At 69.7% G+C, this 21,795-nt stretch carries 24 protein-coding genes; 15 read left to right on the forward strand and 9 right to left on the reverse strand.

Annotated features, from left to right (window positions below; genetic code table 11):
• Nucleotides 1-37: 37 nt before the first annotated feature.
• From HNR40_RS27940 to fdhD, 4 genes are read left to right on the forward strand one after another with little or no spacing between them, the layout of a single operon-like run.
• Entirely contained in the window at nt 38-1,939 is a 1,902-nt protein-coding gene (locus HNR40_RS27940; protein ID WP_184966450.1) for a molybdopterin oxidoreductase family protein, read from the forward strand.
• Nucleotides 1,939-3,684 carry an NAD(P)H-dependent oxidoreductase subunit E gene (locus tag HNR40_RS27945; RefSeq protein WP_184966452.1) on the forward strand — a complete coding sequence of 582 codons (1,746 nt, stop codon included), beginning with the start codon at nt 1,939-1,941 and terminating at the stop codon, nt 3,682-3,684. Before HNR40_RS27940 ends, HNR40_RS27945 begins: the two co-directional genes overlap by 1 nt.
• Nucleotides 3,684-4,523 (forward strand): 2Fe-2S iron-sulfur cluster-binding protein, encoded by an 840-nt coding sequence (locus HNR40_RS27950; RefSeq protein WP_312896564.1) that lies wholly within the window; start codon nt 3,684-3,686, stop codon nt 4,521-4,523. The genes HNR40_RS27945 and HNR40_RS27950 overlap by 1 nt, the downstream gene beginning before the upstream one ends.
• Entirely contained in the window at nt 4,516-5,373 is an 858-nt protein-coding gene (fdhD, locus tag HNR40_RS27955) for a formate dehydrogenase accessory sulfurtransferase FdhD (RefSeq protein ID WP_184966454.1), read from the forward strand. Before HNR40_RS27950 ends, fdhD begins: the two co-directional genes overlap by 8 nt.
• Before the next feature lie 635 nt (nt 5,374-6,008).
• Here the strand turns inward: fdhD and HNR40_RS27960 are convergent.
• Nucleotides 6,009-6,911, reverse strand: coding sequence for a LysR family transcriptional regulator (locus tag HNR40_RS27960; RefSeq protein ID WP_184966456.1), 903 nt, complete (start codon nt 6,909-6,911; stop codon nt 6,009-6,011).
• A 188-nt stretch (nt 6,912-7,099) separates the two neighbouring features.
• Between HNR40_RS27960 and HNR40_RS27965 the strand changes: the two genes are divergently transcribed.
• Nucleotides 7,100-7,405: a DUF1330 domain-containing protein gene (locus HNR40_RS27965; RefSeq protein WP_184966458.1), complete on the forward strand. Its 306-nt coding sequence runs from the start codon at nt 7,100-7,102 to the stop codon at nt 7,403-7,405.
• Nucleotides 7,406-7,573: 168 nt separating this feature from the next.
• Here HNR40_RS27965 and HNR40_RS27970 read toward each other — a convergent pair whose 3' ends face one another.
• On the reverse strand, nt 7,574-8,101 hold the full coding sequence (locus HNR40_RS27970; RefSeq protein ID WP_221340936.1) for an SRPBCC family protein: 528 nt from the start codon (nt 8,099-8,101) through the stop codon (nt 7,574-7,576).
• Between the two features lie 180 nt (nt 8,102-8,281).
• Entirely contained in the window at nt 8,282-8,926 is a 645-nt protein-coding gene (locus HNR40_RS27975; RefSeq protein ID WP_184966460.1) for a TetR/AcrR family transcriptional regulator, read from the reverse strand.
• Between the two features lie 125 nt (nt 8,927-9,051).
• On the opposite strand from HNR40_RS27975, the gene HNR40_RS27980 reads away from it, so the two are divergent.
• Nucleotides 9,052-9,393 carry a hypothetical protein gene (locus HNR40_RS27980; protein ID WP_184966462.1) on the forward strand — a complete coding sequence of 114 codons (342 nt, stop codon included), beginning with the start codon at nt 9,052-9,054 and terminating at the stop codon, nt 9,391-9,393.
• Between the two features lie 43 nt (nt 9,394-9,436).
• Entirely contained in the window at nt 9,437-10,045 is a 609-nt protein-coding gene (locus HNR40_RS27985; RefSeq protein ID WP_184966464.1) for an SRPBCC family protein, read from the forward strand.
• A 64-nt stretch (nt 10,046-10,109) separates the two neighbouring features.
• Here the strand turns inward: HNR40_RS27985 and HNR40_RS27990 are convergent, their stop codons facing one another.
• Nucleotides 10,110-11,051 carry a LysR family transcriptional regulator gene (locus HNR40_RS27990; protein ID WP_184966466.1) on the reverse strand — a complete coding sequence of 314 codons (942 nt, stop codon included), beginning with the start codon at nt 11,049-11,051 and terminating at the stop codon, nt 10,110-10,112.
• 90 nt (nt 11,052-11,141) lie between these two features.
• Between HNR40_RS27990 and HNR40_RS27995 the strand changes: the two genes are divergently transcribed.
• Nucleotides 11,142-12,350: an MFS transporter gene (locus HNR40_RS27995; protein WP_184966468.1), complete on the forward strand. Its 1,209-nt coding sequence runs from the start codon at nt 11,142-11,144 to the stop codon at nt 12,348-12,350.
• 60 nt (nt 12,351-12,410) lie between these two features.
• On the opposite strand, the gene HNR40_RS56550 is transcribed toward HNR40_RS27995, so the two are convergent.
• Both HNR40_RS56550 and HNR40_RS56555 read right to left on the reverse strand, forming a co-directional pair.
• Complete coding sequence (locus HNR40_RS56550) at nt 12,411-13,130, reverse strand: DUF5941 domain-containing protein (RefSeq protein ID WP_184966470.1); 720 nt, start codon at nt 13,128-13,130, stop codon at nt 12,411-12,413.
• Nucleotides 13,127-14,647, reverse strand: coding sequence for a CDP-alcohol phosphatidyltransferase family protein (locus HNR40_RS56555; protein WP_184966472.1), 1,521 nt, complete (start codon nt 14,645-14,647; stop codon nt 13,127-13,129). Before HNR40_RS56555 ends, HNR40_RS56550 begins: the two co-directional genes overlap by 4 nt.
• A gap of 118 nt (nt 14,648-14,765) precedes the next feature.
• Here HNR40_RS56555 and recO point away from each other — a divergent pair, with 118 nt between their 5' ends.
• Both recO and HNR40_RS28015 read left to right on the forward strand, forming a co-directional pair.
• Nucleotides 14,766-15,500: a DNA repair protein RecO gene (gene recO / locus HNR40_RS28010; protein WP_184966475.1), complete on the forward strand. Its 735-nt coding sequence runs from the start codon at nt 14,766-14,768 to the stop codon at nt 15,498-15,500.
• On the forward strand, nt 15,497-16,276 hold the full coding sequence (locus HNR40_RS28015) for an isoprenyl transferase (RefSeq protein WP_184966477.1): 780 nt from the start codon (nt 15,497-15,499) through the stop codon (nt 16,274-16,276). The genes recO and HNR40_RS28015 overlap by 4 nt, the downstream gene beginning before the upstream one ends.
• 43 nt (nt 16,277-16,319) lie before the next feature.
• On the opposite strand, the gene HNR40_RS28020 is transcribed toward HNR40_RS28015, so the two are convergent.
• Nucleotides 16,320-16,868 (reverse strand): CGNR zinc finger domain-containing protein, encoded by a 549-nt coding sequence (locus HNR40_RS28020; RefSeq protein ID WP_184966479.1) that lies wholly within the window; start codon nt 16,866-16,868, stop codon nt 16,320-16,322.
• A 72-nt stretch (nt 16,869-16,940) separates the two neighbouring features.
• Between HNR40_RS28020 and HNR40_RS28025 the strand changes: the two genes are divergently transcribed.
• Nucleotides 16,941-17,864 (forward strand): DMT family transporter, encoded by a 924-nt coding sequence (locus HNR40_RS28025; RefSeq protein ID WP_312896536.1) that lies wholly within the window; start codon nt 16,941-16,943, stop codon nt 17,862-17,864.
• An 85-nt stretch (nt 17,865-17,949) separates the two neighbouring features.
• Here the strand turns inward: HNR40_RS28025 and HNR40_RS28030 are convergent, their stop codons facing one another.
• Nucleotides 17,950-18,984 carry a hypothetical protein gene (locus HNR40_RS28030; RefSeq protein ID WP_184966483.1) on the reverse strand — a complete coding sequence of 345 codons (1,035 nt, stop codon included), beginning with the start codon at nt 18,982-18,984 and terminating at the stop codon, nt 17,950-17,952.
• A gap of 327 nt (nt 18,985-19,311) precedes the next feature.
• Between HNR40_RS28030 and HNR40_RS28035 the strand changes: the two genes are divergently transcribed.
• Genes HNR40_RS28035 through HNR40_RS28045 form a run of 3 tightly spaced genes read left to right on the forward strand, consistent with a single transcriptional unit; the run spans nt 19,312 to nt 20,675 of the window.
• Nucleotides 19,312-19,524 carry a hypothetical protein gene (locus tag HNR40_RS28035; protein WP_184966485.1) on the forward strand — a complete coding sequence of 71 codons (213 nt, stop codon included), beginning with the start codon at nt 19,312-19,314 and terminating at the stop codon, nt 19,522-19,524.
• On the forward strand, nt 19,521-19,715 hold the full coding sequence (locus HNR40_RS28040) for a hypothetical protein (RefSeq protein WP_184966487.1): 195 nt from the start codon (nt 19,521-19,523) through the stop codon (nt 19,713-19,715). The genes HNR40_RS28035 and HNR40_RS28040 overlap by 4 nt, the downstream gene beginning before the upstream one ends.
• Before the next feature lie 48 nt (nt 19,716-19,763).
• A complete protein-coding gene (locus tag HNR40_RS28045; RefSeq protein ID WP_184966489.1) occupies nt 19,764-20,675 on the forward strand; it encodes a hypothetical protein in 912 nt (303 codons plus the stop codon).
• On the opposite strand, the gene HNR40_RS28050 is transcribed toward HNR40_RS28045, so the two are convergent.
• Nucleotides 20,672-21,076, reverse strand: coding sequence for a YybH family protein (locus HNR40_RS28050; RefSeq protein WP_184966491.1), 405 nt, complete (start codon nt 21,074-21,076; stop codon nt 20,672-20,674). The genes HNR40_RS28045 and HNR40_RS28050 overlap by 4 nt on opposite strands.
• Before the next feature lie 144 nt (nt 21,077-21,220).
• Here HNR40_RS28050 and HNR40_RS28055 point away from each other — a divergent pair, with 144 nt between their 5' ends.
• Nucleotides 21,221-21,775 carry a dihydrofolate reductase family protein gene (locus tag HNR40_RS28055; protein WP_184966493.1) on the forward strand — a complete coding sequence of 185 codons (555 nt, stop codon included), beginning with the start codon at nt 21,221-21,223 and terminating at the stop codon, nt 21,773-21,775.
• The last annotated feature ends 20 nt before the right edge of the window (nt 21,776-21,795 follow it).

Genomic DNA, 21,795 nt, shown 5'->3' on the forward strand with positions numbered 1-21,795 from the left:
CAGGCATACCGTAGGCTGTATACAGAATGGAGGGATCATGAGCTACGACCGCCTGACCCATCCACTGGTGCGCGAGGACGGCGTGCTGCGCGAGGCGACTTGGGACGAGGCGCTCGACCGCGCCGCCGAGGGCTTCAGGCGCGCCGTTGAGCGGCACGGCCCCGACACCTTCGCGATGTTGTCGTGCGCCCGCTCCACCAACGAGATGAACTACATCGGCCAGAAATTCACCCGTGTGGTCATGGGCACCAACAATGTGGACTCCTGCAACCGCACCTGCCACGCACCCAGCGTGGCGGGGTTGTCGGCGGTGTTCGGCAGCGGTGGCGGCACCTCCTCCTACCAGGAGGTCGAGGACACCGACGTGATCGTGATGTGGGGCTCGGCCGCCAGGAACGCCCACCCCATCTTCTTCCACCACGTGCTCAAGGGCATCCACAAGGGCGCCCGCATGTTCGCCGTCGACCCCCGGCGCACCGGCACCGCGCAGTGGGCCGACCGCTGGCTCGGCCTGAACGTCGGCACCGACATCCCCCTCGCCCACGCCGTGGCCCGCGAGATCATCCACGCCGGTCTGCACAACAAGGCGTTCATCGAGCGGGCGACGGCGGGCTTCGAGGAGTTCGCCGCCTCGGTCGAGCCGTGGACGCTCACCGCCGCCGAGCAGGTGACCGGCGTACCGGCCGAGGCGATCAAGGAGCTGGCCCACGCCTACGCCCGCGCCGACCGCGCGCAGCTGTGCTGGACGCTCGGCATCACCGAGCACCACAACGCCACCGACAACGTGCGCGCGCTGATCAACCTCTCGCTGCTCACCGGCCACGTCGGCCGCTACGGCTCCGGCTTGTCACCCCTGCGCGGCCAGAACAACGTGCAGGGCGGCGGCGACATGGGCGCCATCCCCAACCGCCTGCCGGGTTTCCAGGACATCCTGGATCCGACGGTACGGCGGCGCTTCGAGTCAGCCTGGAACATCGGGATTCAGCCGAAATATGGTCTTAATCTCACCCAGATGCTGGAGGCGATGGCCGAGGGCGAGGTCACCACCTGCTACCTCATCGGCGAGAACCCCGTCCAGTCCGAGGCCGACTCGCTCGCCTGCGTCAAGCGCCTGTCCATGCTCGACCACCTGGTCGTCCAGGACATCTTCCTCACCAAGACCGCCCAGATGGCCGACGTCGTCCTGCCCGCCAGCGCCGCCTGGTGTGAGAGCGACGGCACCTTCACCAACAGCGAGCGCCGCGTCCAGCGTGTCCGCAAGGCGCTCGACCCGCCGGGCGAGGCCCGCGACGACATCTGGATCATGTGCGAGCTGGCCCGCAGGCTCGGCCACGACTGGCACTACGACGGCGCCGAAGAGGTCTGGAACGAACTGCGCGCCCTCTCCCCCGCCCACGCCGGAATGACCTACCAGCGGCTGGCCGACCTGCAGGGCATCCAGTGGCCCTGCCCGTCCGAGGACTCCGTCGAACCGCCCTACCTGCACGGGCGGCTCTGGGAGAGCGACCCGGTCAAGCGCGGCACACCGGCGCCCTTCGCCGTGCTGCGTCATTCGCCGCCGGTGGACCTGCTCGACGAGGAATACCCGCTCCGGCTCACCACCGGGCGGCGGCTCGACTCCTACAACACCGGCGTCCAGTCCTCCGGGTTCGCCTCGCCGCTGCGCCGCGGCGAGACCATCGAACTGTGTCCCGAGGACGCCTCGCGGCTCGGGCTCGCCGCCGGGGAGGAGGTGCGGATCACCTCCAGGCGCGGCTCGGTCGTCGCGCCCGTCTTCATCGATCCCGCGCTGCGCCCCGGACTGGTCTTCATGACGATGCACTTCCCCGACGAGGTCGACACCAACGCCCTCACCATCGAGGCGACCTGTCCCATCGCGGGGACGGCCGAGTTCAAGGCGGCAGCCGTACGCGTCGAGAAGCTTGTGGCGGTGGGCTGATGGACCTGCGCTTCCGCGACGCCCAGCCCACCGACGAGGAGCGCGCCGCCGTCGACGCGCTGCTCGGACCGCCAGCCACCGCGTGGGACGGCGGCGACAGAACCGCCGCCGACCTGCGCTTCGCCGCCCGCGCCGAACCGGCGCGGGACCTGCTGCTGCCCGCGCTGCACGCGGTCAACGACCGGGTGGGCTGGATCAGCGAGGGCGCGCTCGACTACATCTGCCGCCGGCTGACCGTGCCGCCCGCCGAGGCTTACGGGGTGGCGTCGTTCTACTCGCTGTTCTCACTGTCCGAAAGGCCCGCGTCCGTGCTGCACGTCTGCACGGACCTGGCCTGCCACGCTCAGGGCGCTTCCGAGGTACGGCAGGCCGTCGCCGACCGGCTCGGACCGCCGGGGACGTCCTGGCAGGAGAGTCCGTGTCTCGGGTTGTGCGAGCGGGCGCCGGCCTGTCTGACGTTGACGGCGGGCGATCCGCCGTCGGCCGCCGTGGATGCACCTTATTCCGGTGGTCAGGGCGGTGAGCCACCTGTGGCTGCGGCGGTGCCGCAGGCCGGGCAGGACGGGCTGGTCCTGCTGCGGCGGGTCGGGGTCGTGGACCCGCTGAGCCTGGACGACTACCGGGCGCAGGGCGGCTACCAGGCGTTGCGCCGGGCCTTCCAGCTCGGTCCCACCGGCGTGATCAGGGAGGTCACCGAGTCCGGGCTGGTCGGCAGGGGCGGCGCCGCGTTCCCGACCGGCCGCAAGTGGGAGGCCACGGCCCGCCAGCCCGACCATCCGCACTACCTGGTCTGCAACGCCGACGAGAGCGAGCCGGGCACCTTCAAGGACCGCGTGATCATGGAGGGCGACCCGTACGCGCTGATCGAGGCCATGACGGTCGCCGCCTACGCCACCGGGTGCGCCAAGGGCTACCTGTACATCCGGGGCGAATATCCGCGGGCGCGGCACGCGCTGGAGAACGCCATGGCCACGGCCCGTGCCCGGGGTCTGCTCGGCGCGGACATCCTGGGCCAGGGGTTCTCGTTCGACATCGAGCTCCGGCGGGGGGCGGGCGCCTATATCTGCGGGGAGGAGACGGCGATCTTCAACTCCATCGAGGGGCAGCGTGGCGAGCCGCGCAGCAAGCCGCCGTTCCCGGTGGAGAAGGGCCTGTTCGGCAAGCCGACCGTGGTCAACAACGTGGAAACGCTGGTCAACGTGCTGCCGATTCTGGAGCGGGGTGCGCAGGCGTATCGGGACGCGGAGCCCAAGTTGTTCTGCGTATCCGGAAATATCGTGAAACCGGGGGTCTATGAGCTGCCCTTCGGCGCCACGCTCAGAGAGCTCCTCGACCTGGCCGGGCCGACCGGCACGGTCAGGGCGGTGCTGCTGGGCGGCGCGGCCGGGGCGTTCGTGACCGACCTGGACATCCCGCTGACCTTCGAGGGCACCCGGCAGGCCGGAGCCACCCTGGGCTCCGGCGTCGTGCTGGTGCTCGGCGACGACGTCGACCTCAAGGCCATCCTGCTGCGCATCGCCGAGTTCTTCCGCGACGAGTCGTGCGGGCAGTGCGTGCCCTGCCGGGTCGGGACCGTCCGGCAGGAGGAGGCGCTGCACCGCCTCTCGCGCCGCGTCGACCACTCCGACCTGGTCCTGCTGCGCGAAGTCGGCCAGACCATGCGCGACGCCTCCATCTGCGGGCTCGGCCAGACCGCCTGGAACGCGGTCGAATCCGCCATCGACCGGTTGGGAGTCTTCAAGTGATCCCGTTGCAGCCACCCCGGCGGCTGATCGACGTCGAGATCGACGGCGAAGCCGTACGCGTGCCTGAAGGAGCGACGCTCCTCGACGCCTGCGCGACGGCGGGAAAGGACATCCCGACGCTCTGCCACGGCGACACCCTCACCCCGAAGAACGCCTGCCGCGTCTGCGTCGTCGAGGTCGAGGGCGCGCGGACGCTCGCCCCCGCCTGCTCGCGCAAGGCCGAGGCCGGGATGAAGGTCGCCACCGGCACCGAGCGCGCCCGCCACAGCCGCAAGGTCGTCCTCGAATTGCTGGCCTCCTCCACCGACCTGTCCACGACCCCGCGGGCCAAGGAATGGATGGCCGAATACGGGGCCGACCCGGCCAGGTTCGGCGAGGACGCGGCCACCGTCGAACAGCCTCCCAAGGTGGACAACGACCTCTACGTGCGCGACTACGGCAAATGCATCCTCTGCTACAAGTGCGTGGACGCCTGCGGCGAGCAGTGGCAGAACTCCTTCGCCATCTCCGTGGCCGGGCGCGGCTTCGACGCCACCATCTCCACCGAATGGGACGCCGCGCTCACCGACTCCGCCTGCGTCTACTGCGGCAACTGCGTCGAGGTCTGCCCGACCGGGGCGCTGTCGTTCAAGACCGAGTTCGACATGCGCGCCGAAGGCACCTGGGACGAGGACCGCCAGAGCGAGACCACCACCATCTGCAGCTACTGCGGCGTCGGCTGCAACCTCACCCTCCACGTCCAGGACAACAAGATCGTCAAGGTGACGTCGCCGCACGACAACCCCGTCACCCACGGCAACCTCTGCGTGAAGGGACGCTTCGGCTACGGCTATGTCTAGAGTGACGATCAAGCGCCCCATTCTGCGCGTCCGCGACACCACCACCCGCCGCTTCGACTCCCTGGCCGCCGAGGAACCCCTGGAGATCCGGCTCGACGGCACCCCGCTGACCGTGACCATGCGTACTCCCGGGGATGACTTCGACCTGGCTGCCGGGTTTCTGGTCAGTGAGGGCGCCGTTGGTCGTGCCGCCGATGTGTCCGCCATCCGCTATTGCGCGGGGGCGCTGGCCGACGGGACGCAGACGTACAACGTCCTGGATGTACGGCTGGCGCCGGGCGTGCCGCACCCCGAACCGCGCAATTTCTACACCACCTCTTCTTGTGGCGTGTGCGGGAAGGCTTCGCTGGAGGCGGTGCGCACCGTCGCCCGCTGGACGCCGCGCGAGGACCCGATCAGGCTGAGCCGCCAGACGATCACCGCTTTGCCGGATCGGCTGCGCTCGGCCCAGCGGGTGTTCGAGCGGACCGGGGGGTTGCACGCGGCGGGGCTGTTCACTCCTTCCGGCGAGGCGATGTGCGTACGAGAGGATGTGGGCCGCCACAACGCCGTGGACAAACTCCTCGGCTGGGCCCTGCGCGGCGACCTGCTGCCGCTGCGCGAAACCGTCCTGATGGTCTCCGGCCGCGCCTCCTTCGAACTGGTGCAGAAGGCGGTCATGGCCGGGATACCGGTGCTCGCCGCCGTCTCCGCACCCTCCTCCCTGGCCGTGGAACTGGCCGCCGAGGAGGGGATGACGCTGATCGGCTTCCTGCGGGGGGAGTCGATGAACGTCTATACCGGCGAGCACCGCCTCGACGTCACCCCGGCCACCGGCCTCGGCTCTGCCGGTGGACGCAGTCCGGGATGATGACGGGATGCCGCACGGTGCTCCGGTGCCCCCGACACCGTCCGGCATCCCACCAGCCCCTCCGCGCAAAAGGGCCTCCGCGCTCTGGGCGCTTCGCGCCATAAGCTCCGGGCTCCCCTCAGTGGGGGGCCCAGCCCCCCACGACCCCCTGCCGGGGGCCTCCCGGCCCCCGGTCCCCCGAGCCTTGACCGGCGGGGTCGCGACCCAAGAACCAACCCCCAACCTTCGGATCCTACGGATCGAATACCGGGTGCCTGATATCCAGTGATAGGGGAAGATCCTTAGTCCGCGCTTGCCCGGCCTTACCCGGTGGGGTCAGCGGCGGCTCAACGTTGACAGCGATCGAGCCGCTGCTGCCGCCCTGACGTCGTCTGGCGGGGCGGCACCCAGCGGAGTCCCGGCTGGGTTGGGCACAGCGGGGATCACCGGCAGGAGATGCCGCGCTCTGTAGTCCTGTGCGGAATGGGAGTAGCGGGCCGACGATTGTCGGGAAAGCCAATCGAAAGCGGCGATGGTCAGTCAGTCCCAGACCGTCGAGGTTCCCGCTGTCGCGTGCTACGACGACGCCAGGAAGATTGGTGGCCACGTCGTCGCTCTTGTCCGTGCGGCGTCCGTCTCGCTTGACCTCTTGCGCGTCAGTCCTGCAGCCAGTGCAGCTCGTCCGCCAGGGTTTTGGCGACGGCACGGATGCGGCGGTGTAGCGGCGACAGCTCGCGTGGGAGAACCAGGTGGATCGTCAGGCTGGGCGCGCCCAGCAGCGGTCGCCAGGTGAGACCGGCCGGTTGTGCCGTGGCCGCGGCTTCTCCGGCCGGGGCGAGGGTGACCCCGTCGCGCAGGTCGCGCTGAGACAGGTCGAAAGAGACGGCAGGCGTGTGGAATCGGGGGTGTGGCCGGGTGTCTCGGAACAGTGCGGACAGCTGATCGTGGATCACGGGGTTGGCCGCACGGTCAGGGAGTCGCAGCGGATACGCGGCCGCGTCGGCGATCTCGATCTCCGGGTGTTCGGCCAGCGGATGGTGCTGCGCCAGCTGGACCCCGACGCGCATACGCCGCAGCAGGAACCGGCGCACGCCACGGCCCGGCTGTTCACCACGGGTGATCCCGGCATCGATGCGGCCGTCGGCGACCGCGGGGGAGATCTCCGGCGTCGCCATCGGGACCGCGCCGACCTCGAGTCCGCTGTTGCCGCGCATCAGCCTGTCCACCAGTGCCGGTGCCGTCTCGGCCCCGGTGCTGAGGCTGTATCCGATGCGCAGCGTGCCCAGTTCGCCGACCGCCGCGCTCCGGGCGGTGTCCCATGCCCGGTCCAGGGCCGCCAGCGCGGGCGGAGCGGACTCCGCCAAAGCCGCACCGGCTGTGGTCAATACGACGCTACGCGTGTTGCGGACCAGCAGGGCCGTACCGAGTTCCGCCTCCAAGCGGCGCCTCCGGGCGCTGAGTGCGGGCTGTGCGATACCGATCCGTGCGGCCGCGCGGGTGAAGTTCAACTCCTGCGCCAGCACCAGGAAGTACCGCAGGCTCACGGTATCCGGCGCCACGTGCCCTCCCTGGCGATTGATAACGATCCGTTCTGAGTCTATCCCGTACCGGTCTTTCCCTCGCCCGCACATCACGCCCTAACCTGCGCATATGACGATTCAACTGACCGCAGTACCCGTCGGCGGGATCGATCGATCTGAGTGTCAATTCGAAGTCGGACGTGTCCGGCCGAACACAGGAGGTCTCCATGGCCAAGGGCTACTGGGTCAGTGTCTACCCCGCCACTACCGACCCTGAGAGGCTGACTGCCTACGACAAGCTGGCCGGTGCGGCTGTCCAGGCTGGGGGCGGGCGCGTTCTGTCCCGGATCCCGTCCGTTGGCGGTCGAGTCGTCGCCCACGAGGCCGGAATCACGCAACGCGTCGTTCTGATCGAGTTCGACAGCTTTGAACAGGCCGTCGCGGCATACGAGAGTGAGGCATACCAGAAGGCGCTGGTGGCCCTCCCCGACGGCTTCGAGCGCGACTTCCGCATCATCGACGGCATCGACTGACCGGCGAGCCCAGCCATCGCTGAGCATCCGTCACCTGATACGCACACGGGGCTGAACGACGACTCACGAGACGAGTTCGAAGCCATGCCCCGCACCCCAGTTCGTCGTCGACGGCCTGATCCCTGTCGGGCGGATCGAAGAAGCGACGCGACGTCCGGGCCAGTTGGATCAGTCCTTCGTTTCGCGGACGTCCTTTCCCTGCTCGGCGAACGCCTTGAAGTCCTGCATGTGCTGTAGCGACTGCTTGCGGAAGGCGCCGGGCATCAGGAGACCCACCAGCCGCATCAGCAAGCCGCTGAACCGGTACTCGTTCTCGCTCACCCAGAGCGTCGTCTCCGGTCCGGCTTCGGTCAGCCGTTCGCGTGCGACGCTCCACATGCCCTCGCCGACGATCTCGCGGTCGAAGTGAACGACGCTCCCTGCCGGGATCGCGTTCAGGTCTGCCGGGTCGCGGCGTGTGATGGTTTCGGTGGCCTCGAACTTCTGCCGCCCCGTCTGGATCACGACCCGCGACTTGGTGCCGACCTGCCCGTGCACCCCGTTCTGCGGCTCGTGCAGCACCAGGCCCCGTAGCCATTTCGGCGTGTGTGCCGGGTCGGCGAGCAACTGGACCGACCTCTCCCGCGGCAGGGCGATCTCGATCGAGACGGTGTACTTCATGGCCGTGCGCTCCAGGCTGTCGAGTGAACGGGACATCCTCGCCGCGCATAAGTCTGCCGCTTGATCACGATGGACGGAGCGCGGCTCGGAGGTTGCAACGCAAGGGAGTTCGGGGTCGACCGCGCGCAGCCGTTGACCTGCATTGAATCATCCGAAACAGGCCGGGCCGCAGGTCCTGCTCGTCGCCGACAGGACGGATGACGCGGGTGGATGGGGTCAGGGGGCCAGGAGGTCGTTCAGTTCTGTTTCGAAGAGCAGGGCGGTGTCGATGCGCATGCCGCTGAAGTGGCCGGCGAGTTCCAGGGACAGGACGCCGTGCACGCGGGTCCAGAAGCTCAGGGCCCGGTGCAGGGCCTCGGGTGGGGCGGGGTGGCCGGCGGCCCAGTCCCGGTGGTCGGCGAGGTGGGCGTCGAGCGGGGTCGAGGGGGTGCGCGCGGGGAGCTTGACGGCGGCGTCCAGCAGGGCCGTCATGATCTCGGCGGAGATGAGGGTGATGTCGTCGGGCGCCTTGTAGCCGGGGACGGGGGTGCCGTAGATGAGCAGGTACCGGTGGGGGTCCTCCAACGCCCAGGCGCGCATCGCGTGGGCCAGCCCGGCCAGGTCGGCGCCGGCCGCGGCGGCGGCCTGGACGGTGTCGGCGAGGCTTCGGTAGGCGTCCCTGATGAGCTCGGTGATCAGGTCGTCGCGGCTGGCGTAGTAGCGGTAGAGGGCGGGGCCGCTCATGCCCATCTGTTTGGCGATGGCGTTGAGGGAGAGGGCGGAGGCGCCTGTCGTGGCGATCTGTTCCCACGCGTGTTGCTTGATCTCCGCGCGTACCTGACTCCGGTAGCGCTCGCGGGGGGTCATCGTCGGCTCCGGCATCTCCCGCCACCTTACATCTTGAAGATTTCGCTAGAAGGTATCACGAAACCTATTGACGCCTCCTTCTTGGAACAGTTATAACTTCTAACGTAAGCACGAAGGCCTAACAAGCAAAGGGGAACGCCATGACCACCGCCTCTCTCACCCCCACCACCCGCCGCACTCCGCTCGCGGTGACCATCTCCGCCTGGGCGGTTCCCGTCATGGTGATCGGCCAGTTCGCGATGCTGGCGATCATCCCGGTCGTCATCGCCCTGGTCGGCGCGTTCCGTCACACCCGCGACCGGCTGGTCCGGTGGACGGCCGCGGTGGTCGCCGCCTCGTGGACGATCCCGTTCGTCATCTGGCAGGTACGCCCCGACGGCGCGCCGAGCATGTCCAAGGACATCCACCCCGGCTTCGTCGCCTTGATCGTCGCCGCGTCCGCCGCGTTCATCGTCGCCGTCTTCCGCGCCCGCCGCGGCTGACCGGACGCCCCCTCCTCAACGAGACACCCCGAAAGGAAACCCAATGTCCCGCTTCGCCGCCCTCACCGTCTCCGTCGCCACCGCCGCCATCCTCGCGGGCAACATCTCGGCCGCCCAGGCCACCACGCCGCCGACCGCCGGGCTGACGTGCCGCGGCGCCGGCGTGGACCCCGCCGCCAAGGTCCGCTACCGGAGCGAGATCCTGGTCAAGGCGCCGCTGCGTACCATCTGGAACCTGCAGACCGACGTGGCACGCTGGCCCACGTGGCAGAAGCCCGTCGCGACCATGAAGCGCCTGGACAAGGGCCCGTTCCGCGAGCACTCGCGGTTCCGCTGGACCACCCCTGTGCCCGCCACCCCGGTCAGCCCGCCCACCACGCTCGTCATCACCTCAACGGTGAAGCAGCTGAAGAAGGACGCCTGCATCCGCTGGACCGGGCCCGCGATCGGCAAGGGCCTGCGCATCGACCAGGGCGTGCACGTCTGGACGTTCAAGAAGGTCAAGGGCGGTGTCCTCGTACGCACCGAGGAGACCCACGCCGGCAAGCAGATCGAATCCAACGTCCCCCTGGCCACCCAGTTCCTCGGCCAGGGCCTGGAGTCCTGGCTGCGTGACCTGAAGACCACCGCCGAGGCCAAGCACCGGAGCTAGACCCGGACGAACGCCACCCACGAGGCCCGCACCGGCGCGAAGACCGCCGATGCGGGCCTCGGCGTTAGATCAAGCGCGGATGCGCCCAGGCAGGTGTCCAAACCTCGTCGGCCTGGCCGCCGGACCGCCGGGAGCCGAAGTGGTCGCGCAGGGCGGCGAGTGCCGGGTGCGGGTTGTCGCGGCGCCAGGTCAGCGAGTGCGGGTAGACGGGCATCGGATCACGTACGGCGATGCGCCGCAGCCCATGGTCGGCGGGCCAGACGAGCCGGGTCTGCTCCCCCACGAACGTCGCCAGCGTCCGCGAGTCCGCGATCGTGTCCAGCAAGGGCTCGGTCCCGAAGTCGGGCCCGGTGATCTCGATGGTGAGCCCGAACGCGGCGGCGAGGTCGGCGTAGTAGGCGGCCCACTCGGTTCCGGGGACGATGCCGGGCATCCAGATCCGGTGTCCGGCCAGGCCGGCGGGCGTGACCGTGCGGGCGGCGGCCAGCTCGTGGGCGGGGCCGGTGAGGAGCTGGATGGGTTCGTCGTGGACCCGGGCGGCCTCGATGTCGTCGGGAAGCTGCCTGCCGGGCATGGTGACGGCGCGGAAGGACGCGTCGATCGTGCCGGACGTGAGGGCGGCGACGGCCGCGTCGGCGTCGAAGAGGGTCACGACGTCGAGTTCGATCTCGGGGTGCGCACGGTGAAAGGCGCCGAGCAGCGCGGCGGGGGCGAGTCGCCGGCCGATCACGTCGACGCGCAGCGCGCGGCTGCCGGGGCGGACGCTGGCGACCGCCCGCTCTTCCGCCCGCAGGAGGTCGCGGGCGTGCGGCAGGAACGCCTGCCCGTCGATGGTGAGCTGGGCTCCGCGCGGGGTGCGGGTGAACAGCCGCACCCCGAGGTCGCGCTCCAGCGCGGCGACACGCTTGGACACGGCCTGCTGGGTGATCGACAACTCGTCGGCGGCGTCCTGGAAGCGCCCCGCGTCGGCGGCGGCCACGAAGGTGCGCACGGCATCGAGATCCACGCCGACCGATGGTAGTCGCACAACGTTTGGTTGTGTCCGAGGGGCGATTCGGTTGTTTGATCCGGCCGGCTGGTTGCCGCTTGGATGCCCATGGTGATCGACAGGCGGCGGTTCGGGTGGTTGTGGGCGGGGTACGCGGTCAGCTCGTACGGCACGGGCCTCGGGTTCGGGGCGTTTCCCCTGATCGCGGTCCTCGTGCTGCGGTCCGGGCCGGCCGAGGTGTCGGCGTTGTCCGCCGCCGGGCTGGCCGTGGGGGCGGTGGTCGCGGTGCCGCTCGGGCCGTGGGTGGAGTTCCGGCGCAAGCGGCCGGTGATGGTGGCGATGGACCTGATCCGGTTCGTGGCGCTGGTGAGCGTCCCGGTCGCGTTCGTGCTCGGGCGGCTCGGCTTCGTGCAGCTCCTGGTGGTCTCCGTCGTCGCGGCCGCGGCCAAGATCGCCTTCAGCGCGGCGAGCGGCGCGTACCTGAAGGCGCTCGTGGCGCCGCCGGACCTGCTGGTGGCCAACAGCCGGTTCGAGTCCACGATGTGGTCGGCGACCGTGGTCGGGCCGCCGCTGGGCGGGGCCGCGATCGGGATCTTCGGCCCGGTGGCGACGGTGCTGGCCGATGCCGTCAGCTACCTGCTGTCGGCTTTGTGCGTGCGGGCGATCGGGTGGGACGAGCCGCGTCCCGCCCGGAGCGGCGCGCCCCGGCTGCGCGCTGGTGACCTGCTCGAAGGGTGGCGCGGCATCCTGCGGCAGCCGGTACTGCGCCGGCTGTTCGTCAACACGATCCTGGTCAACGGCCTGATCATGGCGGCCGAGCCGCTGATGGCCGTGCTCATGCTGGGCCGGCTCGGCTTCGCGCCCTGGGAGTACGCGCTCGCGTTCGCGCTCCCCTGCCTCGGCGGCCTCGTCGGGGCCCGGCTGGCGCGGCGGCTCGTGGCCCGGTCCGGGCAGCGGCGGATCATGCTCACCGCCGGGGCGCTGCGGGCGTGCTGGCCGGTGGGGCTGGCGTTCGTCCAGCCCGGCGTGCCCGGGATCGTGCTGGTCATCGCCCTCCAGCTCGGGCTGGTGACGTGCTGCGCCGTGTACAACCCGGTGCTGGCCACCTACCGGCTCGACCACACCGAACCCGACCGGGTCGCCCGCATGTTGTCCGCGTGGTCGATCAGCACCAGCGTCACCATCGCGGCCCTGACCGCCCTCTGGGGTCTGCTGGCCGCGCTCACCAGCCCCCGCGCCGCGGTCGCGGCCGCAGGGGTGCTGCTCCTGGCCACGCCGATACTGCTCCCGCGCCGCGAGCAGGTGAGGACCGGCTGAGAACGGGGCCCGGCGGCTTCGACCGCGCCTGGCCCCGTCCGGCCTGCCGTACCGGAAAAATCAGCCCTTGTCGGCTTCGCCGGTGGCGGCTTCCTGCGCCTCCTCCGGGGAGGCCTCCAGGTCCTGCTCGGCGTCGGCGCCCGCCTGGGCGGAGGCCTTGTCCAGCCGCACCCACGAGGTGACGCTCTCCACCGCGAACAGGACGAACAGGTACGCCGTGAGCACCGCCAGCACCGGCAGCAGGATGTTCAGGGCGGCGCCGGCGCCGATGATCAGCAGCCGCACCTCCCAGCCCAGGCCCGCGTGGAAGACCCAGGCGGGCGGCCAGATGCTCTGGCGGGTGCGGTAGACGGTGTCGTAGGTGTGGTAGCCGACCACGTAGACCAGCACGAACAGCAGCCACTTCGGTGCGTCGGCGGCCAAGCCCACCAGGATCACGGTCAGGAACTCGGTGCCGCGCAGCAGCGGCGGCGTGAGCCAGTCGAAGCGGCCCAGGTGGTCGCGCGGGGCGGTGGGCAGCACCAGCAGGACCACGACCAGCGGCGCCACGAAGAGCATCGGGCCCGGCTTCAGCAGCCCGGCGACGCCCAGCGCGATGACGACCAGCAGCGCGGCGAGCGTGGAGGGGACCGGAGGGAGGCCCTTGCCGATCTTGCCGGCGACGGCGTGGACGAGCAGCCCGTCGTCGCGGTAGGCGAGCAGACGGGCCGTCTGGATACGGCGCCGCTCCTCGTCGGGGTCGGGTGTGGGGGTGGCGGCGGCCTGCGGCTGAGTGATCATGCGAGCGACCTCATGAGGCGTCCGGTGAGGGTGTAGGCGGCGGCGACGGTGCCCCAGGCCACCAGGGTGATGAAGGTGACGCGGGCGTCGAAGAGGGCGGCGGTGATCGCGATGGCCGCGAACCGCTCGCCGATGGGGAACACGACCATCTTGCGGGCCCAGTGGACGGCACGGTAGCGCCCGGCCTTGGTCCACATCTTCAGCAGGCCGCGGATGCCCTGGCTGCGCTCGATCTTGCGCTGCTCCAGGTCCTTGCGGAGCTTGCGGTCGTCGGGGGCGTCCAGCGCCAGCGTGGGCAGCTGCGCGGGGGGCTTGCGGCGGTTGGAGATGCCGAAGGAGAAGTCGAGCAGGTGGCGCACGGACTGGAGGCCGAGCGCGGCCAGCGCGAGGATCCAGATGTCGTCGCCGTTGCCGGAGACCACCCAGCCGACGGCAAGGCCGGCGAAGACCACGTATTCCTTGAACCGGTCGAACGTGGCGTCCAGCCAAGCGCCCAGCACGCCGAACTTGCGGGCGTAGCGGGCCACCTGGCCGTCGACGCAGTCGAAGACGAAGGCGAAGTAGATGAGCACGCCGCCGGCGACCATCCACGGCCGCTGACCGGTGGCGAAACAGGCCGCCGCCGCCACGCCGAGCAGGATGGAGATCAGCGTCACCTGGTTGGGAGTCAGGCCCCGGCGGGCCGCCCAGCGGGCGATGAAGCGCGAGTACGTCGAGACGAAGTAGGTGGTGAAGAAGCCGTCGGCGCCCTTGACAGCGTTGTCGAGCCTGGCGCGGTCCTCGTTCATGCCGGCCATCTCGGCGCCGGCCTCGTTGGCCTCCTCCTGGGTGGAGACCCGGCGGAAGAACAGGTCGCGGCGGCCGCGGATGCCGACCGAGACGCCCTTGCGCACCAGCCCGAACGCGACCAGCTGCGCCAGGTCGTCGTCGGGGCCGAAGCTGCCGGCCAGGTCGGCCAGCTCGCGGCAGGTCTCGGCGAGCACCGGCATGTGCTGCACCTTGATGTGCAGCGGGCCGAGCAGCACCGTGTTGGGCCTGGTCACCGCGATGGTGGCGGTGCCGACGGAGACGATGCGGGACTTTCCGGCGCGGGCCCGGACGGGCAGGCCCTCAAGGGTGCGGTCGCCGATCTCGGGCTCGGCCTCGTCGATCGGGACGGTGTCGGCGGCGCTGTCCTCCTGCGCGTCCTCACCGTTGTCCGGCCGCGGCTCCTTGGCCACGAGCGCGAGGGCGCCCCGCTTGGCCTTGGTGATCTGGTAGATCAGCTCGTCGTGGATGACGGAGTTGGCCGGGAGGATGAGGAGATTGTCCGTTGCGGATTCTGCGACGTCGGCAAGGGCACGCAAAGCGGCGGCCACGTCGTGGGGCTCGATCGTGGCCGGCTGCGGATCCAGGGAGAGGATCTGACCGCGCAGTCTCTCGCCAACCGTGGGGTTGCCGGGCAGCGCGGCCAGCCGAAGGCCGGTCGGAGCGGTGTCGGGGCCGGGCGAAGAGCCCAGCAGGACCACGCGGGTCATGACTCCCTTTCGAGGCGGTTGCGGGGGGTTGAACAACGGGTAATGCGGGGACAGACGTCAAAGTCTAGTGAGCCTTGGGTAAAGCCGGTCCACCCGTGTGCCCCAATAGGATGTCCTCGTGAGTCTCTATCGTGACGAGGGCGTAGTCCTGCGCACGCAGAAACTGGGCGAGGCCGATCGCATCATCACGGTGCTCACCAAGCGCACGGGCAAGGTCAGGGCGGTCGCCAAGGGCGTGCGCCGCACCACGAGCAAGTTCGGGGCGCGCCTCGAACCGTTCACTCACGTAGACCTTCAACTGCACGTCGGACGCTCGCTCGACGTCGTCACACAGGCCGAGACGCTCAGACCGTACGGCGAGGCGCTGGCGATCGACTACCCCAAGTACACCGCGGGCAGCGCCATGCTGGAGACCGCCGACCGGCTCACCCACGGCGAGAAGGAGCCGGCGTTGCGGCAGTTCCTGCTCCTGGTGGGCGGGCTGCGCACGCTGGCCGACGGCGAGCACGAAGCCAGGCTGGTCCTTGACGCGTATTTCCTGCGCTCGCTGGCCGTCGCCGGGTACGCTCCGGCGCTGGAGGCGTGCGCCAGGTGCCGTGCCCCGGCGATCAGGGCGTTCGCGATCGTGGCCGGTGGCGTGGTCTGCGGCGGCTGCAAACCGGCGGGCTCCGCCGTACCGTCGATCGAGACCATCGGGCTCATGACGGCGCTGCTCAAGGGCGACTGGGCGGCGGCCGACGCCTCGCTGCCGCGCCACCGCGGCGAGTGCAGCGGGCTGGTGGCCGCCTACCTGCAGTGGCACCTGGAGCACGGCATCCGCTCGCTCCGACACGTAGAAAGAGAACCGGTTTGAACGTCCGTCCCCCGACGCCCCACCCCTCCGGCGTGACGCCGCCGCCGATCCCCCGTGACCTGGTGCCCAGGCATGTGGCGATCGTCATGGACGGCAACGGCCGCTGGGCCAAGCAGCGCGGGCTGCCGCGCACCGAGGGGCACAAGGCGGGCGAGGCGTCGCTGTTCGACGTGATCGAGGGCGCGATCGAGCTGGGCATCCCCTACCTGTCGGCCTACGCCTTCTCCACGGAGAACTGGAAGCGGTCGCCGGACGAGGTGCGCTTCCTCATGGGCTTCAACCGCGACGTGATCCGCCGCCGCCGCGACGAGCTCAACGCCATGGGCGTGCGGGTGCGCTGGGCGGGCCGGCCGGGGCGGCTGTGGAAGAGCGTGATCTCCGAACTGGAGACGGCGCAGGAGATGACCGAGCGCAACCGGACGCTGACGTTGCAGTTCTGCGTCAATTATGGAGGCCAGGCCGAAATCGTGGACGCCGCGGTGAAATTGGCCGCCGACATCGCCGCGGGCCGGGTGAAACCGGGCAAGGTCAACGAGAAGGTCTTCGCCCGCTACCTCGACGAACCGGACGTCCCCGAGGTCGACCTGTTCGTGCGCTCGTCGGGCGAGCAGCGCTTCTCCAACTTCCTGCTGTGGCAGTCGGCCTACGCGGAGATGGTCTTCCTCAACCGCCTCTGGCCGGACTTCGACCGGCGCGATCTGTGGGAGGCCTGCGAGATCTACGCCAAGCGCGACAGAAGGTACGGCGGGGCCGTACCCAACGAAGTCGCCCGCTGAGACGGAAGGGGGCCCGCACCACGCGGACCCCCAACGGGGCCTGTCAGGCGCGGCGGCGGGCCCGGTAGGCCGCGACGTGCATGCGGTTTCCGCAGGTACGGCTGTCGCAGTAGACCCGCGAGCGGTTGCGGGACTCATCCACGAACACCCGGTCGCAGTCGGGCGCCGAGCAGGTGCGCAACCGCTCCCACTCGCCCTCGACGAGCAGATGGGCCAGCGCCACCCCGCAGTCGGCGGCCACGTGCTCGGACAGCACGGCGTCCTGCGCGAAGTAGTGCATGTGCAGCGGGTGCCCGTCGTGCTCGGCCAGCCGGGGCGTGATGCGCGTGTCGGCCAGCAGCGAGTTGAGCAGCCGGACCGCGACGGCCTGGTCGGTGGCGAGGAACACCCGGTGGAAGGCCTCCCGCAGCATGCGCACCTGGCCGAGGTCGCGGGGGGTGAGCACCCCGATGCCGCTGACCTGCCGCGACTCGACGAAAGCCTGCAGGTCTTCCAGATCCGCCAGGCCGTCGTCGCCCCCGGTGGAGGGTGAGGTGTTCACAAGCTCGACGACGGTGGCCAGCGAGTGCACCATGTCATGGCCAAACGGCATATTGACTCCTGTCTACGCCTGCTCATAGCGTGGACGAAGCGTATCTCTACAACGGGCGGGCGGGGGTCCTCGGTGAGTGCACATCGCCGTATCGTGCTGATCGCGGTGGTGGGCGCACTGGTCATCTCCCTGTCGGGGCCGCTCGTGCGGCTGTCCGGCGTGTCGCCTGCCACGTCGGCGTTCTGGCGGCTGGCGTACGCGGTGCCGCCCCTGCTCCTGCTGGCCTGGCTGGAACGCCGCCGGCTCGGCCCCCTTCCCGCCAAGGGCCGCTACCTGTCCTGGGCGGCGGGCTTCATCTTCGCCCTCGACCTGCTGTTCTGGCACACCGCGATCGAGTACGTCGGCGCCGGGCTGGCCACCGTGCTCGGCAACCTGCAGGTCTTCCTGGTGGCGTTCGCCGCCTGGGCGATCTTCCGGGAACGTCCCTCCACCCGGCTCATGATCGGCACCCCGGTGGTGTTCACCGGCGTCGTCCTGATCTCCGGCCTCTTCGACAGCGCCGCCTACGGCGCCGACCCCAGGCTCGGCGTCGTGTTCGGCCTCGCCACCTCGGTCGCCTACGCCGCCTACCTGCTGCTGATGAAAGCCGCCGGCCCGCACACGATGGCGCCGCTCGCGCACACCGCCGCGGTCGCCATGCTCTCGGTGGCCGTGCTCAGCCCGATCTTCGGCGGCGCCGACTTCGTACCGGACTGGCCCGCCCACGGCTGGCTGCTCGCCCTCGCCCTGGGGCCCCAGGTCGTCGGCTGGGCGCTCATCACCTGGGCACTTCCCCGCCAGCCCGCCGCCCTCACCGCGCTGCTGCTCCTCATCCAGCCGATGACGACGGTCGCGCTGTCGGCGCTCCTGCTGGACGAACGTCCGTCGCCGTGGCAGCTCGCCGGGTGCGCGGTGATCATCATCGGTGTCCTGTACGGCTCCCGCGGCTCCCCACCCCTGCCACCCGCAGCACCGGAACCAGCCGAGGCACTCGGCACCTCGTCCCGGCGAGCCTGAGGCGCGGCTGGCCTGAGGCGCTGCTTCTTCGCGGCTGGTCTGAGACGTGCGGCTCCTCTGCGCGGCCGGGCCTGAAGGGTGCGGCTCAGCTTGGTGCGATCGCCTGCTCGGCCATGACCTGGGCCGCCAGGTCGCCGGATCTGACCACCGCGTCGGGGTGGCCGCGCTTGGCCGCGTGCTCGAACCAGACGGCGGCCGGGCCGTACTCCTCCCTGCGCTGGTGGTAGACGGCCAGTTGGAAGGCGGCGTCGACGTGGTCGTGCTCGGCGGCGAGCCGGTACAGGAACATGGCCAGGCTGTCGCGGCCCGGATGTGCCTCCAGGTGTTCGCGGCCGTAGCGGTAGGCCAACTCGGCCGCGGCTGTTTCGGGGGCGGGGTCGTTGAACAGCCGCAGCGCCGCCATGTCGCCCGCGTTGGCCAGCTTGCGCAGCCAGTTGCGGCTCTCTTCCGGGTAGCCGCGCAGCATCGCGATGACCGCCAGGAGCAGGCAGGCGTGCGTGTCACTGGTGTCGAGCCGTTCCAGCAGGCGGACGCCGGTCCTGCCGTAGGTCTCGACCAGCCGGTCCTGGTCCTGCGACCACGCCGGCCGCAGATCCCTGACCCGCGGCGTGGCGACGGGCAACGCCACCGTGGGCAGCGCCGTGTGCGGCGGCAGCATGGACGACGGCATGGACGGCGCCGATGTTGACGGCGCTGGTATAGGCGATGCCGAGTTGGGCGACGCCGGGCTGGGCGGCACCAGGTTGGGCGGCGCCAGAGTAGGCGACGCCGGGTTGGGCGATGCCGGGGTGCGCCGGGAGGTTCGTGCTTCGATCCAGCGTGCGTTCCAGTCCTGCAGGCCGCCCAGCGGCTCGTGCCGCAGGCCTTTCACCTCGGCCGCCAGGTGGCAGGTTTCGATGAACAACGCGACCCAGCGCCAATCAGGAAGGCGTTTGCGTTTATGGGTCAGGATGTCGTGAGTGGTGCTCGTAGCCAGTTCCCGATACTGGTTATCGCGGCTGTCGGTGCGAAGAGACAGCTGCCGCAGCTCCTTGAGCGTGGGATTTCCCGTCCGCTCGCGCAGGTCGTTGAGCTGATCGATGAAGGCGGTGCGCGCCGCCGCAGGGTGGTCGTCGGTCATCGCCGTTGTGTTCTGCCATCGTCCCTATGTCGTGATCACTGATCCACCAGGAGTAACGCAAGTCATATTGACACCACTGGTGGCCAATATGGGGAGGGATTCACATTTCCCGCCTTATCCGGATGTGCGACTTCGGGGCGTTCGGCCGGAAACGTCAAAGCCCGGACTGAACCGGACCGAACCGGATGAGACCGGATCCCAAAGTCCGGACAAGACAGGAAATCCACCCAACGATCCGGGTTTTTCCGGACATGGGCGATGTGATGGCCGGATCTACCCCGCGGCTTCCAAGGTTGGCCTTCCACCCCTGAGGAAGCCAGGTCTCCGATGCCCGCCACGATCGTCCGCCCGCCGTTCCCCCACATCACCCATGACCCGCCCTGGTCGTGGATGGACGACGACGACCAGCTGCTGATCATACTGGTCACCACCTGGGCGCTGTCCAGCGGACGCATCCCGCTGCGCCTGCCGATCGACGAGCTCACCGAGACCGAACTCATCGACTTCTGGGCCGACGACAAGACGAGGACATCCGCATGAACAACGTTCGCGGCATTTGGGTGGCCATCTTCGCCACCGCCGGCCTGGTCGTCGCCGCCCTCGCCGGCGCGCTCTTCTGGCTCGGCGGCCTGCACCCCGCCCTGGCGGTAGCCGCGGGCGTGGGGGCAGGGGCCGGTTTCGTGGGGCTCGCTTTGACGGTGGCCAACTTCGTGATGCGCCCAGAACCCTGACGCTATGGTGCGCCCTACACCATTTGCCGGAGATCACGCGGAGCGTTCGTGCTGGAGACAAGAGAGCCGGACTGGGCGCATGTGGCCTGGTCCGTGGTCAAGGTCCTGGTCGTCACCACAGCACTGTTCCTGGCCTCAAGCGTGGCGGACCGGGCGCTGTGGCTGTTCATCGGCTCCAGCCCCGACAGGACCGCCATCGTGTACGGCACCGCCGCCCGCATCGCCAACCCCGACAAACGCCTCCTGCACGGCTGGAGCGGCGGTTCCTGGCTGCTCGGGCGGACGTACACACTGCAAGGCGAGCCGCGCCGAGCCGGACCCAGCACGGGCCCGACGTACTACGAGATCACGGAGAACGTGTTCGGCTCCGTCAGCGCTCCCTTCCTCGACGTGCCGTCCGGCAGCGTGGCCGAGGCGATCGGCTTCGTGGAACCGAACTCCGGCCCGGCCCAGAAGGACCAGGCCAAAGAGATCATCGACGCGCTGCCCCAGACGCTCAAGACGGTCGCCGTCGTGGAGTTCGCCCGCGAGATGACCTCCGCGCAGCTCATCGCCTTCAACCGCACGCACAAGATCTGCGGCGGCCCCGACGTCTCCTACGTCTACGATCCGTCCTTCGCCGACGACTCCAGCGACCCCGACTCCATGAACGCGGTCGTCTGGAACCGCGACATGACCCGCCACGACTACATGCCGGAGGTCAGGTACCAGTGCGAGAACGAGCCCGGTCCGGCGCTGCAGGAGTTCCGCAGGTGGGTGGGGCAGCTCGACGAAGGAGACGACCTCTACGCGTTCGAACTGGACCACGACTGGCTCACGGAGGCGGCCGAGAAGGGCGTCGTCTACGGTCTGTTCGTCGACGGCTGGAAGCTGAGCGACGTCAGGAGGCTTCTCGACGACCCGCGGGTGAACACGGTCTACCTCACCGACGTCGCCCATGACATCAGCGGAACCCGTTAATGGCCGGGAATGCTGATCGGCACCGAGATATGCTCGTGCGTAATCAGCCATTGGCCATTTGACCGCCGGCAACAAACGGTCGATCGCACCCAGACCTCACTTTCAAGAGGGATCTTCCGCGTTCCCGAGTCCAGATGCAGCATGTGCGCGAACGCGACGTCCCCGCTCACCGCGACGTTCAGCTCGTGCGTTTCCAGGCCGATCGGACCTTCGTAGCCGTCGAACCACCGCAGGAAATTACGGCGGACGTCGTCGGTCCCGGCGAACTGCAGCGGTGGAACGACGTCGAAATAAACGATGCCGTCGGCGTAGTGCGACATGAGCCGGTCGATGTCCTTTTCCCGGGCGGCCTCGACGCGGCCTTCCAAAAACGCCCTAACCTCGGACTCGCTCGAAGTCATCTCATCCTCCGTTCAACAACCTGTTGTCAGTACTCCGACGACGCAGCCCTCCGGAACGTCAGGCCGGCGCCAGTAGTTCGACCGATGCGGCCGGCCGTCCGCGCTTCTAGCGTTCCCGGTGAGCCACAGAACGGAGAACCCGCCATGGGACAGCTCATCGTCCACAACTCCATCAGCGCCAACGGCGCCTTCGAGGCGCCGTCGCCCGAGGACTGGCTGGTGCTCGACGACGACAGCTCCAACGCCTCACTGGAACAGTTGTGGCTGGCCGACGCGATGCTCCTCGGCCGCAAGACCTACGAAGGACTGGCCGCCGCCTGGCCACACCTGGCCGACCACCCGGCGATGGGGCGCTACGCCAGCCGTATCAACGCCATGCCGAAGTACGTCGCCTCACGCACGCTGACCGAGCCGCTGGAGTGGAACGCCAGCCTGATCAAGGGCGAGCTCGGCCAGGCCGTACCCGAGCTGAAGAAGGCGCACAGCGGCAACCTGATCGTCTCAGGCGCCGGCGGGCTCGTGCACGCTCTCACCCGGCAGGGGCTGGTCGACGAGTTCTGGATCTGGGTCCACCCGGCCCTGTGGGCGACGGGTCCGCGCTTCTTCGACGGCGTCGGCCCGGTCCGGCTGCAGCTGGTGGCGGCGACGCCGTACCGGTCGGGCGTGGTGTGGCTGCGCTACCGGCCCGCGAGCGGCTGAACCGCGACGACGGCGGCCGT

The sequence above is a fragment of the Nonomuraea endophytica genome (genome assembly GCF_014203235.1).
Lineage (GTDB): Bacteria > Actinomycetota > Actinomycetes > Streptosporangiales > Streptosporangiaceae > Nonomuraea > Nonomuraea endophytica.

Excerpts from the sequence above, each read along its gene's own strand:
- HNR40_RS56555 (WP_184966472.1), bottom strand. The coding sequence starts at position 14,647 with ATGACCCGCGTGGTCCTGCTGGGCTCTTCGCCCGGCCCCGACACCGCT.
- HNR40_RS28035 (WP_184966485.1), top strand. The coding sequence starts at position 19,312 with ATGCCCGCCACGATCGTCCGCCCGCCGTTCCCCCACATCACCCATGAC.
- HNR40_RS28055 (WP_184966493.1), top strand. The coding sequence starts at position 21,221 with ATGGGACAGCTCATCGTCCACAACTCCATCAGCGCCAACGGCGCCTTC.
- HNR40_RS27945 (WP_184966452.1), top strand. The coding sequence starts at position 1,939 with ATGGACCTGCGCTTCCGCGACGCCCAGCCCACCGACGAGGAGCGCGCC.
- HNR40_RS28020 (WP_184966479.1), bottom strand. The coding sequence starts at position 16,868 with ATGCCGTTTGGCCATGACATGGTGCACTCGCTGGCCACCGTCGTCGAG.
- fdhD (WP_184966454.1), top strand. The coding sequence starts at position 4,516 with ATGTCTAGAGTGACGATCAAGCGCCCCATTCTGCGCGTCCGCGACACC.
- HNR40_RS27975 (WP_184966460.1), bottom strand. The coding sequence starts at position 8,926 with ATGCCGGAGCCGACGATGACCCCCCGCGAGCGCTACCGGAGTCAGGTA.
- HNR40_RS27985 (WP_184966464.1), top strand. The coding sequence starts at position 9,437 with ATGTCCCGCTTCGCCGCCCTCACCGTCTCCGTCGCCACCGCCGCCATC.
- HNR40_RS56550 (WP_184966470.1), bottom strand. The coding sequence starts at position 13,130 with ATGATCACTCAGCCGCAGGCCGCCGCCACCCCCACACCCGACCCCGAC.
- HNR40_RS28050 (WP_184966491.1), bottom strand. The coding sequence starts at position 21,076 with ATGACTTCGAGCGAGTCCGAGGTTAGGGCGTTTTTGGAAGGCCGCGTC.
- HNR40_RS28030 (WP_184966483.1), bottom strand. The coding sequence starts at position 18,984 with ATGACCGACGACCACCCTGCGGCGGCGCGCACCGCCTTCATCGATCAG.
- HNR40_RS27940 (WP_184966450.1), top strand. The coding sequence starts at position 38 with ATGAGCTACGACCGCCTGACCCATCCACTGGTGCGCGAGGACGGCGTG.
- HNR40_RS27970 (WP_221340936.1), bottom strand. The coding sequence starts at position 8,101 with ATGTCCCGTTCACTCGACAGCCTGGAGCGCACGGCCATGAAGTACACC.
- HNR40_RS27995 (WP_184966468.1), top strand. The coding sequence starts at position 11,142 with ATGGTGATCGACAGGCGGCGGTTCGGGTGGTTGTGGGCGGGGTACGCG.
- HNR40_RS27980 (WP_184966462.1), top strand. The coding sequence starts at position 9,052 with ATGACCACCGCCTCTCTCACCCCCACCACCCGCCGCACTCCGCTCGCG.
- HNR40_RS28040 (WP_184966487.1), top strand. The coding sequence starts at position 19,521 with ATGAACAACGTTCGCGGCATTTGGGTGGCCATCTTCGCCACCGCCGGC.
- HNR40_RS27965 (WP_184966458.1), top strand. The coding sequence starts at position 7,100 with ATGGCCAAGGGCTACTGGGTCAGTGTCTACCCCGCCACTACCGACCCT.